This window comes from Salinivibrio sp. AR647, assembly GCF_001995415.1.
Taxonomy (GTDB): domain Bacteria; phylum Pseudomonadota; class Gammaproteobacteria; order Enterobacterales; family Vibrionaceae; genus Salinivibrio; species Salinivibrio costicola.
Window position 1 is genome coordinate 308311 of sequence record NZ_MUFE01000005.1, and the last position, 14163, is coordinate 322473.

12 protein-coding genes and 1 pseudogene are annotated in these 14163 nt (G+C 47.9%); 6 read left to right on the forward strand and 7 right to left on the reverse strand.

Annotated features, from left to right (window positions below):
• Positions 1-197 precede the first annotated feature (197 nt).
• Positions 198-1127, reverse strand: coding sequence for a chemotaxis protein CheV (locus tag BZG76_RS08145; RefSeq protein WP_025744876.1), 930 nt, complete (start codon positions 1125-1127; stop codon positions 198-200).
• Between the two features lie 415 nt (positions 1128-1542).
• On the opposite strand from BZG76_RS08145, the gene BZG76_RS08150 reads away from it, so the two are divergent.
• Together BZG76_RS08150 and BZG76_RS08155 are read left to right on the forward strand one after the other, a co-directional pair.
• Positions 1543-2487 carry a chemotaxis protein CheV gene (locus BZG76_RS08150; RefSeq protein ID WP_077460871.1) on the forward strand — a complete coding sequence of 315 codons (945 nt, stop codon included), beginning with the start codon at positions 1543-1545 and terminating at the stop codon, positions 2485-2487.
• Between the two features lie 492 nt (positions 2488-2979).
• Positions 2980-4334, forward strand: a pseudogene (locus tag BZG76_RS08155) (hypothetical protein).
• On the opposite strand, the gene BZG76_RS08160 reads toward BZG76_RS08155, so the two are convergent.
• The gene (locus tag BZG76_RS08160; protein WP_077460872.1) at positions 4335-6254 is read right to left on the reverse strand and encodes a putative bifunctional diguanylate cyclase/phosphodiesterase; all 1920 of its coding nucleotides are present in this window, start codon (positions 6252-6254) and stop codon (positions 4335-4337) included.
• Between the two features lie 89 nt (positions 6255-6343).
• Positions 6344-6856: a hypothetical protein gene (locus BZG76_RS08165; RefSeq protein WP_077460873.1), complete on the reverse strand. Its 513-nt coding sequence runs from the start codon at positions 6854-6856 to the stop codon at positions 6344-6346.
• Positions 6857-7090: 234 nt separating this feature from the next.
• Between BZG76_RS08165 and BZG76_RS08170 the strand changes: the two genes are divergently transcribed.
• Positions 7091-8251 (forward strand): trans-sulfuration enzyme family protein, encoded by a 1161-nt coding sequence (locus tag BZG76_RS08170; protein WP_077460874.1) that lies wholly within the window; start codon positions 7091-7093, stop codon positions 8249-8251.
• Positions 8248-9663, forward strand: a complete 1416-nt coding sequence (locus BZG76_RS08175; RefSeq protein ID WP_025744878.1) for a Na+/H+ antiporter NhaC family protein — start codon at positions 8248-8250, stop codon at positions 9661-9663. The genes BZG76_RS08170 and BZG76_RS08175 overlap by 4 nt, the downstream gene beginning before the upstream one ends.
• 123 nt (positions 9664-9786) lie before the next feature.
• On the opposite strand, the gene BZG76_RS08180 is transcribed toward BZG76_RS08175, so the two are convergent.
• Entirely contained in the window at positions 9787-10167 is a 381-nt protein-coding gene (locus BZG76_RS08180; RefSeq protein WP_077460875.1) for a glutaredoxin family protein, read from the reverse strand.
• Positions 10168-10358: 191 nt separating this feature from the next.
• Here BZG76_RS08180 and BZG76_RS08185 point away from each other — a divergent pair, with 191 nt between their 5' ends.
• Positions 10359-11198 carry a 2OG-Fe(II) oxygenase family protein gene (locus tag BZG76_RS08185; protein WP_077460876.1) on the forward strand — a complete coding sequence of 280 codons (840 nt, stop codon included), beginning with the start codon at positions 10359-10361 and terminating at the stop codon, positions 11196-11198.
• An 80-nt stretch (positions 11199-11278) separates the two neighbouring features.
• Here the strand turns inward: BZG76_RS08185 and BZG76_RS08190 are convergent, their stop codons facing one another.
• Positions 11279-12286: a glycine betaine ABC transporter substrate-binding protein gene (locus BZG76_RS08190; protein ID WP_077460877.1), complete on the reverse strand. Its 1008-nt coding sequence runs from the start codon at positions 12284-12286 to the stop codon at positions 11279-11281.
• A 133-nt stretch (positions 12287-12419) separates the two neighbouring features.
• Between BZG76_RS08190 and BZG76_RS08195 the strand changes: the two genes are divergently transcribed.
• Positions 12420-12767, forward strand: a complete 348-nt coding sequence (locus BZG76_RS08195) for a hypothetical protein (protein ID WP_077460878.1) — start codon at positions 12420-12422, stop codon at positions 12765-12767.
• Between the two features lie 7 nt (positions 12768-12774).
• Here the strand turns inward: BZG76_RS08195 and BZG76_RS08200 are convergent, their stop codons facing one another.
• Positions 12775-13902: a PQQ-dependent sugar dehydrogenase gene (locus BZG76_RS08200; protein ID WP_077460879.1), complete on the reverse strand. Its 1128-nt coding sequence runs from the start codon at positions 13900-13902 to the stop codon at positions 12775-12777.
• Between the two features lie 13 nt (positions 13903-13915).
• Positions 13916-14155 (reverse strand): YdcH family protein, encoded by a 240-nt coding sequence (locus BZG76_RS08205; protein ID WP_025744348.1) that lies wholly within the window; start codon positions 14153-14155, stop codon positions 13916-13918.
• Positions 14156-14163: the final 8 nt, after the last annotated feature.

Here is a 14163-nt window from a genome sequence, read left to right on the forward strand (position 1 = left end):
GAGTTTTTGGTCACTTGAGTCGCCGAGAGGGCGATAGAAGAGTCAGTATGAGCCTTGATACTGAGATACCCTGAGGCGAACACCTTTTCGACCATCCTACATCTCGATGAACTTGTTTGATGGTGGCAAAGATAACAGGCTGACATTGACAGTGTTATGACACATATCAATCCCAGCCATGGCCCGTCCGATGACCGTCAATAGTCGGTTGGGCTACCTTCTAACTTGACCGATGAACCCGATGTTTTCATCATGGCGCCGCGCAACATCGCTTGTACCAGCTCGGTGGCGTCAAACTTTGTGAGTGCTTCATGGGCGCCCACTTGTTTAGCACGATCAACGCTAATGTCACTGGACAATGAGGTATGCAGGATTAAGTATGCTTCTGCCAATTTATCATCATTACGGATTTCAAACGCCAGCTCGTAGCCATCGATGCCTGGCATTTCAATATCACTGACAATGATGTCAAATGGCTTGCCGGCTGATGCGGCGTTTTTCATCATTTGCAGCGCTTCTAGGCCGTTATTCGTCACAAAATAGGGGATGTTAATACTATCCAATGCCTCAGAAAGCTGTCTTCTGGCGGTTAAGGAGTCATCGACTAGCAGGATATTCATCGGCTTGAGTTTTTCACGATCCACATCGGCTAAGATAGGATGGAGCTTGTCGGGATCGGATGGGAAAATATGCTCCATGATGTATTCCACATCAAGGAGCTGCACGAGTTTATCGTCGATGTGCATAACACCGGTTAAGAACGCGCGCGTTCCTAAGGTTTCGGGCGGCTCAGAAATAGAGCGCCAATCACATTCGCTGATTTTATCGATTCCACGTACCAAAAAACCCATCACGCGGCGTTGGCAATCCGTGACGATGATATAACAAGACGCCCACTCGGACTTGGCAACAGGCTTGTAGCCAATAGCTTTCGCCATATCAATCACGGGGGTGGCGATGCCACGGAAACTGGTGGTCCCTATCACCGTTGGATGGGAGCCGGGCAAATCCGTGAGCGGCTGAAAAGGAATGATCTCCCGCACTTTTAGCGTACCAATCGCGAAAGATTGGGTGGCGGTGAGGCGGAACATCAACATGCCTTGTGCTTGATTAGCTTTGCTCTTCATAGCATCACTCTGCGTGTAATCGTCAATCGTTTAGTTATGGTAACAGCCTTAGCATTGTTCACCTATTCTTATACAAGGATAGGGTCTGATTCGGGAAAAGATACCTAATCCATCCGTATTGTCTCATATTTGAAACTTATTGATAGTCTCATTTAAACGTGGTGTCAGCCACGCTTTTTCCTCGCACCTTTTGTTAAAATGTGGGACTAAAACGGGTAAGCTGTAAGGCGAAAGGTATGCCTAATATGAGCAAATAGGTTGCCTGTCGCCATATCTTACCTAAAATAAGACTAGACTTTTTTTTGTCTCGGTGCCCAGAGCACAATAGAAAAGTCGTGAACAGCGGCACGTCGATAAGCAAATATACGTGTCCGGATACATGCGAATGAGCAGTAACACGACGGTTGAGTGAACTATGACCAATATTTTAGATTCGGTAGATTCGCGGACACGGCTGGTGGGTGAGAACCGCCTTGAGCTGTTAATGTTTTATCTAGGTTCTAGCCAACCTTTTGCCATCAACGTTTTTAAAGTCCGCGAAGTTATCAAGGTGCCTAAGCTCAACCAAATGCCGGGCTCGCATCCTAATATTCGTGGCGTGGCGATGATCCGAGGTAAATCGATCCCAGTGATTGACTTACGCCAGTCGATTGGTATGGGAACCATCGGGATGTCTGATGAGTGCAACGTCATCGTGACGGAATACAATCGCACTATTCAAGCCTTCTTGGTGGGTCAAGTGATTAATATCAAGAATATGGGCTGGGATGAAATCATGGAGCCGCCGGCAAGCTCAGGCCGTAATAACTACCTGACCGCGATTACTCGCCAAGACTTTGATGGACAAACTCGTTTGGTTGAGATTGTCGATGTAGAAAAAGTCTTGGCAGAAATTGTCGCCTATGAAGTTGGTGTGTCGGAAGATGTGCTTGATCCGCAAATTACGCCTTACATGGCTGGACAGCGTGTATTGGTCGTGGATGACTCATCGACGGCACGAGCGCAGGTTAGTGAAACACTGTCGCAGTTTGGCGTCGAGTGCATCATCAAGAAAAACGGTGCTGAAGCATTGAATTTGCTGAAGAGCTGGTGCGATGAAGGCAAAAATGTCAGTGACGAAATTTTGCTGATGATCACCGATGCAGAAATGCCAGAAATGGATGGCTACAAACTGACGCACGAAGTGCGTTCTGATAGCCGAATGAGTGACTTGTACATTGCACTAAATACCTCGTTGAGTGGCAGTTTTAACGAAGCAATGGTTGAGAAGGTAGGGTGTAATCGGTTTATCTCCAAATTCCAACCTGATCTTCTAGTGAATGTGGTACAGGAGCGCTTACGTCAGGTTGTGGCAAGTTAAATAGCCTTGGCGTCTGAGAATACATAAGCGGGCAGTGGCTCGCTTTTTTTGTATGACATTGTGAGGATCTGGCCACGACCATTATTCGTGGGTCGCTAAAACGCATACTAGATATGGTGTTGGTTGAACTACATTTAGCGTTCGGGGCATAAAGTTATCTACCGTATCTGTGGATAACCTCGTTAATTTCTTTGTAAGTAATGGTAACACGTCAGGTAAGAGCGGGAAGGAAACCTAATTTATACGGTTTGGCTAAAATTTAACCATATTGTTTTGAGCGGTGATAACGTTTCTAAACAGGATCTGCGTTTTTAAACAGAGCCTAAGTTTTTAAATAGAGCCTAAGTTTTCAAACAGAATCTTAGCAAATATGCGATACTCGCGAGGCGAAGCGCCTGTTTCGTTGAAAGATCTTGCTTGGTTGAAACATAGCGCGGTCGCGTAACAGGGTTGGCGCGGCATAAACAGGGTGGCGTTCACAGGAGAGTAGTCGTGATCACGGTAGACAAACATGAAGGGCTGTCAGTCAGGATAGCGGTGCTTAATGAAGAAGTGAGTGCGCAAGAGGTGGCATTCTACCTTTTCGTGCCTGGCGAACTGAAGTTTGGTAAACATGTGCTGTCTGAAGACGATTTTTACTACCGCGTGCTTGCTAATAGTCGTACTTATTTCACGTCCCGCTATCACTTACCGCTCGTTCATGCCCGTCTAGCCAGTCGCGATAAACTTCCTACTGAGCAATATCGCGTCAGCTTGAGTCTTTATGCCTATCAATACGCCTTGTCACTGGAAAAAGCGACGCATGACTTTTTTGAGTCCGTATCAGGGCTTGATGACGCTGATGCTCTTGAGCAGTTAGAAGATACCATTGAAATGGCGGTTGAAATTTTGCGTCGTTTACGCCGCTATAAACCGCAAGATACCAAACTGCTCAAGTACTATCATAAGATAATTACTTGTCATGGTTGACGGAACAGCGTTTCCTCTCGCTACTTGCGCATATGCCACGTGGGAACGTGTATAAAACGGTCCGTCAACAATTGATTGAGCTATGTCAGGCTGAAGAGGCGCATCGACTGGTTAATCGCTATAACTCGGATAAAGCGGTGCGCGATCCAACGCGTATGGTCAATAAGATGCGTTTAGCACGCCGATTGATTGAATTTCCTGTCACGATTCGACAAATTCCACAGGCTTTGGGCAAAAATCTGAATAAGCTTGCTAAGGCTTCAGCGACCGCGTTTGTGATGCTCTTTGTGACCACGGTGATTATTCATGCTCGTCAGTATCTGGGAGAAATCACGTTGTCTTTTGTGCTTGCAATGGCAGGGATCTATGCATTACGTGAGATCTTTAAAGATGATTTGCGTGAAGCGCTTTGGCGGTGGATCCGTAGAGGTCGCCCCAAATGGCGTAAGCGCTTTATTGATCCGACGTCGAATAGGCAAATTGGACGACAGCTTGAATGGCTTGATTACCTTGACTATAACACCTTACCTGATGAGGTGAAAAAGCTACGCCGTGGTAAATTGCGTCAGCGAGAAGAAGCGGTTGTACGACTTAAGGTAAAAACACAACTAGAAACGACCCGTTTTTTATCGGGATACGACACCACCAGAGATGTATGGAAATTTGACTTTCGCTCTTTTTCTCGGTTAATGGACCGCGGTAGCCAACGCTTGTATCGCCTTAATGAAGGACAAGTGCTAAAAGATTCGGTGGAAAAACGGCATCAATTTAATCTGATCAGCTGCCAACGGATTAAAGGTCAGTCAACCGTTTATCAGCGCTGGAAAATCACAGTAAATAGGTCAAAAGTTGTTGATATTGAAGAGGTTTTTGATTGATTACTTGGAAAGTAATACGTTCTTCTGGTTCAGGTAGTCAATACAAAATGCATAAAAGTCTATTGCTGATAGGGGTTTGGCGAAAAAATAACCCTGAAACTCATCGACCCCCATTTGCTGAAGGCTGGTTAACTGCTCCCTAGTTTCAACTCCCTCGGCGACCACATGGATACCAAGTTGGTGGGCCATGTGGCAAATGGTATCAACGAGCACTTGCTGTCGTGTTATATCTGCCATGCCAGTGACAAATGAGCGATCGACTTTGACTTTGTCGAAGCTTAAATGATTGAGCACTGCCATGGACGACCAGCCGGTTCCAAAGTCGTCAAGCGCGATACGGATCCCGACATCACGAAGCTGGTTCATCAAAAGACTGAATCGACCGATATCATCAATGGTCATTGTTTCTGTGACTTCAAAAATGAGTTGTTTGCGTTGTTCTGGGTGTTTGGCGAAAATCGTTATTACATCAGCAATTAAAGACTCATTGAAAAATGAATCGGAAAGGTTAACGGCGATATCAATATGCGTATTGATACTTTGCCATTCTGTATTGAGCGCGAGATGAACTTGTTGCAGTATCCACGTACCTAAGCGCTGCCCGAGCCCTGACTCTTCGGCGACATTTACGATAAGTTCCGGGTTAATTGGCCCGTACTCAGGATGATGCCAGCGAACTAAAGCCTCGCAACCTAATCGATTTGGATCCGCCGATACAATAGGCTGAAAAGCGACATAAAGTGCATCTTGGTATGGGTCTATCAAGTGGGCCTTTAATTCATCGCGGAGCCTACGACGTTGTTGCGCTTCTTGTTCATACTCCGTTTTAAAGGTGTCAATACTGTCTTTCGTGACAGGCGCTTGTTTGGCTCTCATTAAGGCAAGGTCAGCGTTATTAAGCAACTCATTGGCAAACTGCCAGTGACTGTTTCCTGAGTGGGTATCAACATCAAGACTTTTTGCGATACCTATTGCCAAGGACAATCGATGGCCTGGATAAATACTGTCAATAGCACGACGTAGTGAGTCACATAATGGTTGGGTGAAAAAGCTGAGATGACGACCATCCGAGTAAGCAAGCACTGCAAACTCATTGCTACTGACACGCGCACATGGATACCCATAAGGCAAACAAATGCTGTTTAACTGACTGGCAAGTTTTGTTAATGCCTTATCCCCTTGCTCATACCCCATCAAATCGTTGATGTCTTTAAAACGACGGATATCTATCAACAGTAAGGTATGTATACGGTTTTGCTGGACCGCTTTATACAGGCAGTCCAGAAGATAGTTTCGGTTGGGTAAGCCGGTGAGGCGATCCTGCCACGCCAATTCTTGTTGCTTGCTGCTATTGCGATACAGGCGAAACGCGAAAAAAATCAATACTAATGTGAGTATGAACATTGCAGCGTACATCACTTTGATTTTCTCATCGAGAAATGCGCGCTGTTCGATGGAGGCTGGACCCGTAAAGTTATTCACCATCAAGTTACGAATTTGGGGAAGCACAATGTCTATTTCATTGAGCAAATTTTGAAGCCGTTCTCGATCACCGTTTAACACAGCCTGCTCATGCCGTTGAATGAGTCGAAAAGCGCGCTCCACAATAGGTTGGGCATTGAAAGCGCGTCGCATTGCCGCTGTTTCTTGACTACTTAAAAATGTATCGTACCGACTCCATAAGATGTCATAGGTAAGAAGCAGTGATCGTCTTGGGCTTGAATCCTCGACAAGATAGAGTGCCAAGTCATTTCGAAACTCGAGGGTCTCTAATTCCATTTGGGCAAGTGCCCAGGCAGACAGCTGGGTATGAAGTGTTTGTTTCGTATAAGCTTGATGAAATTGATAAAGCGCCGTCGCGGTCAAGAGTAGAGCCGTGAAGACAAACATAACAAAAGCAATAAGAGGGCGCTTTACCATTCGACTTTGTACCTCATCAACTCTCTATCTCAAGTGGTGTTATCGGCTGTTTTTCGCCGCATTGTGCTTTTTAATATAGGCGCTGGACGCTACTCTTTTAACACTTCAACACGATTGACTTGCCATGCCATTCGGCTGTGTAGTACTTCATTTTCAAGTTGGCTAAAGGCCGAGAGTGGATAGATAACCCAAATGGGACCTTTGTCTCGAACCCGCATCCAGTCGCCATTCTTTTTAATCGCGAAGATGGGATTATATTTTTTGATATCGTCTCTCGGAATTGTCGCCCAATAATCATTCAGCGCATAGGCTTTGAGGCTATGTGCGGGCTTATTCACCGTTTCTAACAGTTTTTGGGCAGAGACACCAAGAAAAACCTGTTCTCCTTCGGTCCATGGCGTTTGTGTTTTGATCGTGCGATCCGCCAGCTGAATGAGTTGTTCACGGGTTAGCGTTTGTTTTGCTACGTCACCGGATATCTTCAGCATTGGCGTAGCTTCAACACGTGATGCTAGCAATGCCAAGAATACTGTCGCTATCAAAAGAAAGTGTGTGCTGCGCTTTTTATGCGACTGTGTCGTTGCACTCTCGATGGTTACCATGTTGTTCCTTCCTTGTGCTGTTATTTTTTAAACCTAGCTTGAGCGGGTAACTTCCTCAAGAAAGTACGGATAAATCGCTAACATGCCCTCAGTTATTATATAGAACGTAATAGAATATAATTCTGTTAAAGTTTTTATTTGTGCGGGTATTATCATGTCATTATGTTTTATAGTCGTGATAATGACTTATATTTGCCATTTTGACGATTTTTTATACCAATAAAGAGCTCTGACATGAGAAATCCTCATTTTTCTACCCTTGCTGTTCATGGTGGTGATCAAACCGACAAAGGTCACCATGCGGCTTTTACTCCGATTTATACCGCCAGTAGCTTTATTCAGCCCGATCTGAGCCATCAAGCAGACTTTGGCTACTCCCGTGTTGGCAATCCAACACGATATGCTTACGAGAGTGCGTTGGCGGCGCTCGAGCAAGGCTGTTATGCGACCGCGACGGCCTCGGGGATGGCTGCGACAGCCTTGGCCTTAGAACTGCTACCCGCAGGCGCGCACATTATTGCGATGCGTGGTGTGTATGGGGGTACACATCGCTTGTTCGACAAACTCCGCGCCCGCAATAACGGACTCAGTGTCGATTATGTTGATCTCAATGACTTGGACGCCGTGGCGGCAGCCGTCAAACCAAGTACTGCCATGGTTTGGATTGAAACTCCGACGAATCCCTTGTTAGAACTGGTTGATATTGCTGCGATTTGCCAGTTTGCCCGCGAGCATGCCTTATTAACCTGTGTGGATAACACCTTTGCGACCGCCTGGAACCAAACGCCACTGAGCTTGGGGGCGGATATTGTGATGTTGTCGACCAGCAAATACATTGGTGGGCATTCTGACATGATTGGCGGCGCGCTGGTCACCGCAGATGAAACCTTGGCGAAAAAAATTGATTTTGCCAAAACCACGGTCGGCGCAATTGCCTCGCCATTTGATGCTTATCTCGCGTTACGCGGATTAAAAACGCTCGATCTGCGTATGCAGCGTCAATGCGATAATGCGCTAAACGTTGCGACCGCGCTGGAAAACCACCCTGCCATTGAAGCGGTTTTCTATCCGGGCTTACCGTCACACCCGCAACATGCGCTTTGTCAGACGCAAATGCGCTCAGGGGGAGCAGTCGTCACCATTCAGTTAAAAGGCACGCGGGTCGAAAGCGAGCGATTTTTAAGCCGCTTACGTTACTTTATCTTGGCGGAATCGCTGGGTGGTGTGGAAAGTATGATTAACCATTCAGCGTCCATGTCTCACGGCTCCATGAGTGAAGAGGAACGCGAGGCGATGGGGGTTTTCGATACCACCTTCCGGCTCTCGGTCGGCATTGAAGACAGTCGTGACTTGATTGATGATCTCCTGTATGCGCTCGATCAGGAGGCATCATGACCGATTATGGCGTCTGGACGGTGGTGACGCCCCTGGTCACGATTGTGCTTGCGGTGGTCACGCGTCAGGTCATTTTGTCGCTACTGACAGGGGCGATGGTGGGTTATACCGTGATCGCCAATTTCAATCCATTCGCTGGCGTCGCCAAGGCACTGGATAGTTATATTGGTGTGTTTGCCAGTGCGGGAAACACGCGCACCATCTTGTTTTGTTTTATGGTGGGTGGATTAATTCGTCTTATCCAAGTCACTGGTGGCACGCGGGCCGTGATTCATGCGCTCACCGAGCGTGCTCAATTGGTGAAAAATCCGATTGCGGTGCAGTTGCTCGCGATGGTCACCACCATGCTGATTTTTATTGAAAGCTCCATTTCCATTATGTCAGCGGGGACGGTGAGTCGTGATTTAGCCGATCACTATCGCGTCTCTCGCGAGAAGCTCGCCTATGTGATCCAGTCATCCTGCGTCGCGACCTGCTCTAGTGTGATGATCAATGGTTGGGGTGCCGCGATGATGGCGATTATCGGCGTGCAAGTCAGCAAAGGTTATGTTGAAGGGGAGCCCTTCAACATTCTATTGCACGCTATTCCTTACAACTTAATGGCGTGGCTCTCCTTGCTAGCAGTGCTGTTTTATGTGCTCACTGGGGCGAGTTGGGGGCCAATGGCGAAAGCTGACCAACGTGCAGCAGCCGGGCAAGTACTGCGTGAGGGCGCCTTTCCTATTGCTGGCGATCATCAGCGCGATGATGAGCCGCTAGGCAAAGTGAGCTATTTTGTTCTGCCGTTACTGAGCACCATTTTAATGGTGCCGGTGGGCCTGTTTATCACCGGTAATGGCGATATTGCCTCTGGGTCTGGCTCGACTGCTGTTTTTTGGGCGGTGATGGGAGGGACTGCGGTCGCGATGGCTTTCTTTATCGGCACGCGTGTCTTGTCGTTAGATGCCTTTTTCCGCCACCTGTTAGCCGGATACGCCAATATGATGCCTCTGGGGGCAATTATGTCGCTGGCATTTTTAATGGGGGATTTATCGGCAGACTTACATACGGGACACTACATCACTCAGGTGATTGATGGCATTTTGCCTGCGGGATTATCAGCCGCTTTTGTCTTTGTGATTGCCGCTATCATGTCACTGGCGACCGGGACCTCGTGGGGCACGTTTGCAATCATGATCCCGATAGGTATTCAGGTTGGCGCTGCGGCAGGCATTGACCCGCACTTGATGATTGGCGCATCGATATCTGGGGCGATTTTTGGCGATATGACGTCACCAATCAGTGATACCGGCATTGTTGCGTCGATGGCAACAGGCAATGATCACGTTGATCATATCCGTACGCAATTTCCTTACGTTATGGTCGTGGGAGCTGTCAGCACAGTGGCATTTGCGGTCTTAGGGAGTATTTAAAGAGAGACTCCCCAAGCGATGGCGCGGGCGGTTGAATAACCTCAATGCAAGCGTTGTTACTGCATTGAGGCGTAAAGGCAAGCAGGGGCGTTGTTACCAAAAAAGCCCCCTCTAAACGATTGGCTAGATCTTGTTGATGATTGGTGCTGTTTGCTGATTTAAATACGCGATAATGTCATCCGATTCGTACATCCAACGTGTGTCTCCAGCATCATCTTCGATACGCAAACAGGGCACTTTAATACGGCCACCACCTTGCTCAAGCGCTTGCCGTGCGGCCAGATCACGTTTGGCATCTTTAACCGCCAAAGGTAGCCCCAGTTTGCGACTCGCCTGACGAACTTTGACACAAAACGGGCATGCAGCAAATTGATAGAGCGTGAATTGTTCTGACAACCGCTCAAGTGCTTGTGTTTGTTCTGCACTTAACTTGGGAGACTTAGGTTTGGTTAAGGCCTCGACAACGAGAATAATTTTTCCAAGGATCCAACGAATAACGCCCATATAACCTCCATGCGTTCAATAAAGCCAGAGTGTAACACGCCAAACACGTTTGCTCATCGTTAACATATTGTTCCTGTATGGAAATAAAGTGTTTCCACATGAGTACAGAATCGCGTTGTGCCTCTCGATCGCGCTGTTAGACTATGCATGCGACAACCTCACGATAAAAAGCAAACGATTACGAGTACCCTATGATACTGCAAGCTATTGACTTCCAAGCACCGAATGCGGAGCAAGCATTTGTTGAATCTTTACGTGAAACAGGCTTTGGCGTTCTTAAAAACCACCCGCTACAACAGCAGCGAGTCGCTGATATTTACCAAGAGTGGGAAGGCTTTTTTAACACCGAGGAAAAGCACGATTTCACCTTTAAGTCAGACACGCAAGATGGCTTTTTCCCCGCTAAAATTGCGGAAACGGCGAAAGGCCATACCAAGCGTGATCTAAAGGAGTTCTTTCATTATTACCCTTGGGGGCAGTGTCCTGAAGCACGACGAGATAACCTGCAATCTTATTATCAACAAGCGACCAGTTTAGCTGAAACCTTGTTGTCTTGGGTTGAGCGTCAATCGCCTGTCAGCGTCAGTGAGCACTACTCACAATCACTGTCGAGTATGATTGCGGGGAGTGAACAGACGTTACTGCGCGTATTACATTATCCGCCGTTAAACGGTGATGAAGAGCTAGGTGCAATCCGGGCCGCCGCGCACGAGGATATTAACTTGCTCACTATCCTTCCGGCGGCGAATGAGCCGGGCCTGCAGGTGAAAGCCAAAGATGGTAGTTGGTTGGATGTACCGTGTGATTTTGGCAATTTGATTGTCAATATTGGTGATATGCTGCAAGAGGCATCGGGCGGCTATTTCCCATCAACCACCCATCGCGTGATAAACCCTGAGGGGGCGGATAAAACTAAAGCACGTATTTCCTTACCACTGTTTTTGCATCCCAAACCAGAAGTGGTGTTGTCTTCTCGCCACACTGCGAAAAGCTACTTAATGGAACGTCTGCGTGAGCTGGGCGTGATCTAGTGTCTGTCCTTTATCCTTGCCAAGGGGGGGGTCTGCCTTGGCAAGGATGATTTACCTGGTCAGCAAGTGTGCTTCCCTTTCTACTGCAAGGCGTCTTCAATGCGCTGTGCCGTTTTTTCGTCGACCCACTGATGCCATTCAGTGCGATAGCGGCGTAGAAATTCGTCAGCGGCTATTTCACCGTCCGCTTGGTAGGTATCCATCCAAGCCAGCATGTCACTCATCACTTGGTTATCGTATTCACGGCGATTGATATAGTTAAATGCTGCTGGCGCTTGCTCGGCAAAGGATGCAGTGGTCAAAGAGTGTACGGGAGAGACCGGAAATGCAGTGACCTTAGGTGATTGGCAATCTGCCTGGGTGATGCATTGTTTGTAGTGTTCCAGATCGACATCAGCGCCTAAGTCGACCTCAACCATTTCATATTTTCCCATCACAGGCGTCGGCGCCCAATAATAGCCAAACCAAGGGTTTTGTCGCTCGTTAGCACGTGCGATGGTGCCGGCCAATCCAGCGGCGGAGCCTGGATCGACAATTTCAAAGCCGGCTTTGTCGAGCTCAAGGGCGTTAAAAATATGTTCAGCGGAGATTTGACACGTCCATCCCGCGGGGCAACCCATGAATGCTGCTTTATCGGGATCTTCAGGATGCGGGAAAAGATCTCGCTGGGCTTTAATGCCCTCAATCGTTGCTAGCTCAGGGTGTTTATCAACCATGTATTTGGGGACCCAAAAGCCTTCGTTGCCGCCTTGTGAGAACGCGTCACCGGCATAGCGGAGCCGCCCCTCATTGACGCCTTTATCTAACATTGCTTTATGAGAGTTGGTCCAAAACTCTGGCGCAATATCAGGTTCGCCTTTTTCTGTCATTGAGACACCAGTAGGCATGGTATCGCCTGGAACCAAAGACGCATTACATCCGTAACCATGTTCCAAGATAAACTGATCGACATGTGCCATTAAAGTGGCTGAATTCCAATTCATATCAGCAATGGAAACATCGCCGCAAGCCTTGTTTTCATTGGCTTGCGCTGTGGTGGCGCAAACGAATAGGATGCTAACCAGCAGCCGATTTGGTGTCGTTATCATGGCGTGTCCTTGCTTGGTAAGTGCTTTAAGTGTCGAAAAAGTAACATGAGGTAAGAGCGCGATCTATACTCAGGGCAACCGATCTTGATGAAAATACTGAAATTCATATTAACGGAAGCTAACGATCGTCATTATGTCAAGAAAAGAGCAACTCAATGCGATAGAAAAAAACAAGAAGTCATCGCTGTTAGCTGTCACTCAAGCGGTACTGAAGTTGGGGGGGGAATCTTGGTGCGTGTTCATATTCAGACACCGACTAAAGTTGAGTTTGACCGACACCACTGCAAGTCAAGATATGGGTATCAGTGGTGTTATAATGAACTGCCGTTTGATGGGCGGTCGCTATCATTGTGGGTTTCAATTTGATGAACGTTCTAAGTCACGAAGCGCGTGGTTGGTCACCAATTTAGACTACGATGGTGGGCAATATCGTCTGTCGATGCCTCACAATGATGGCGAGCTGACGTCCAGTCTTTCCTAGCGCCCATCTACGACTGAGACAATGGTGTGACCCGCAATACACTGCCATTTCTTCTATCAGTTAGGATGAGTAAACTGCCGTCACGTGCTTGGATCACATCGCGAATGCGGCCAAACTGACCGTCGAACATTCGTTCTTCATGTGTGACTTGGCCGTTCTCCAGCTCTAACCTGACCAGTAAGCCAAACTTTAACGACCCGAGCAGTAAATCCTCCTTCCACATGGGAAACTGCTGGCTGTTCACCATCATCATGCCTGATGGTGCGATAGAGGGATCCCAGTAATACACAGGTTGGCGCATGCCAGGTTTGGATGTGCCTTCTCCGATTTGTGTGCCTAGCCCATAGTTAACGCCATGTGTTATGGTCGGCCAGCCATAGTTTTCACCGGCGAGGATAACGTTGAGTTCATCGCCACCTTGGGGACCGTGCTCATGTGCCCAAATACGTGTGCCTGTGTTATCGAGGGCGATGCCTTGGATATTTCGGTGCCCGAAGCTAAACACCTCCGCACGTTTGTCATCCGCCTGTAGGAAGGGATTACTCTTCGGCACTGTACCATCAAGATTAAGACGCACGAGCGTGCCCAGATGATCGTCGGCAAATTGCGCGCGATCGCGGTGGCCACGATCGCCGAGCGTGATATATAGGTGCTCAGAAGTAGCCAATAAACGACTGCCAAAATGGCGCCCGCCACTGCGTTTGGGAGAGGCTTTAAAAATAACACGACTGTCAATGAGTACATCTTTAGACAGTGTGGCCATTATAACCTCAGTACCGGCTTGTCCTCGCTCGTCGACGGCGGCATAGGAAAGATATAAACGCTGGTTGGTCGCAAAATCAGGTGCCAAGGCGATATCTAATAGGCCCCCTTGCCCCTCTTGAAACACGTTTTTTGGGGTGCCTAAAATGGAGACGACCAGCCCATTGGGTGTCAGCCGTTTAAGCTTGCCGTCACGCTCGGTAATCAGTAGATCGCCATCCGGAAGCTCAGTGATCCCCCATGGATGAGAAAAGCCGGATTTCAGTGTTTCGACACGAAGGCTCACCGCCTCCGTGTTGATGGTTTTTGCCTCTGCAGCCCCTATTGTCCCAAGAAACAGAACGACCAAGCACAGTGAATGCGACAAACGCATTGCTCACCTCCCATTAATGTGTGCGTAGTTTTTCGTACAAGCGGTCTTTGAGGTGCGCGCGCTGTCGTTTCATGGCAGTAAAGATGTCGTCGCTGGTGGGGATTTGGTTCATCTCTAAACCACGAATATGGTGATCGAGTTGATGATAGCGTTGCGCATCGAGCTGAAACGCGGGGTCATATTGCTTAAGGTGGTGGATACGATCGCGATGCTCCGGGAAATCAAAAACGAGTGCGTGGTTTTCTCCTTGCATACAGCCTC

What these genes read in the sequence shown, in the direction of transcription:
- BZG76_RS08190 (WP_077460877.1), bottom strand. Translation starts at nt 12,286, where the DNA reads ATGATAACGACACCAAATCGGCTGCTGGTTAGCATCCTATTCGTTTGC.
- BZG76_RS08150 (WP_077460871.1), top strand. Translation starts at nt 1,543, where the DNA reads ATGACCAATATTTTAGATTCGGTAGATTCGCGGACACGGCTGGTGGGT.
- BZG76_RS08165 (WP_077460873.1), bottom strand. Translation starts at nt 6,856, where the DNA reads ATGGTAACCATCGAGAGTGCAACGACACAGTCGCATAAAAAGCGCAGC.
- BZG76_RS08170 (WP_077460874.1), top strand. Translation starts at nt 7,091, where the DNA reads ATGAGAAATCCTCATTTTTCTACCCTTGCTGTTCATGGTGGTGATCAA.
- BZG76_RS08160 (WP_077460872.1), bottom strand. Translation starts at nt 6,254, where the DNA reads ATGGTAAAGCGCCCTCTTATTGCTTTTGTTATGTTTGTCTTCACGGCT.
- BZG76_RS08180 (WP_077460875.1), bottom strand. Translation starts at nt 10,167, where the DNA reads ATGGGCGTTATTCGTTGGATCCTTGGAAAAATTATTCTCGTTGTCGAG.
- BZG76_RS08185 (WP_077460876.1), top strand. Translation starts at nt 10,359, where the DNA reads ATGATACTGCAAGCTATTGACTTCCAAGCACCGAATGCGGAGCAAGCA.
- BZG76_RS08195 (WP_077460878.1), top strand. Translation starts at nt 12,420, where the DNA reads ATGTCAAGAAAAGAGCAACTCAATGCGATAGAAAAAAACAAGAAGTCA.
- BZG76_RS08175 (WP_025744878.1), top strand. Translation starts at nt 8,248, where the DNA reads ATGACCGATTATGGCGTCTGGACGGTGGTGACGCCCCTGGTCACGATT.
- BZG76_RS08145 (WP_025744876.1), bottom strand. Translation starts at nt 1,127, where the DNA reads ATGAAGAGCAAAGCTAATCAAGCACAAGGCATGTTGATGTTCCGCCTC.
- BZG76_RS08200 (WP_077460879.1), bottom strand. Translation starts at nt 13,902, where the DNA reads ATGCGTTTGTCGCATTCACTGTGCTTGGTCGTTCTGTTTCTTGGGACA.
- BZG76_RS08205 (WP_025744348.1), bottom strand. Translation starts at nt 14,155, where the DNA reads ATGCAAGGAGAAAACCACGCACTCGTTTTTGATTTCCCGGAGCATCGC.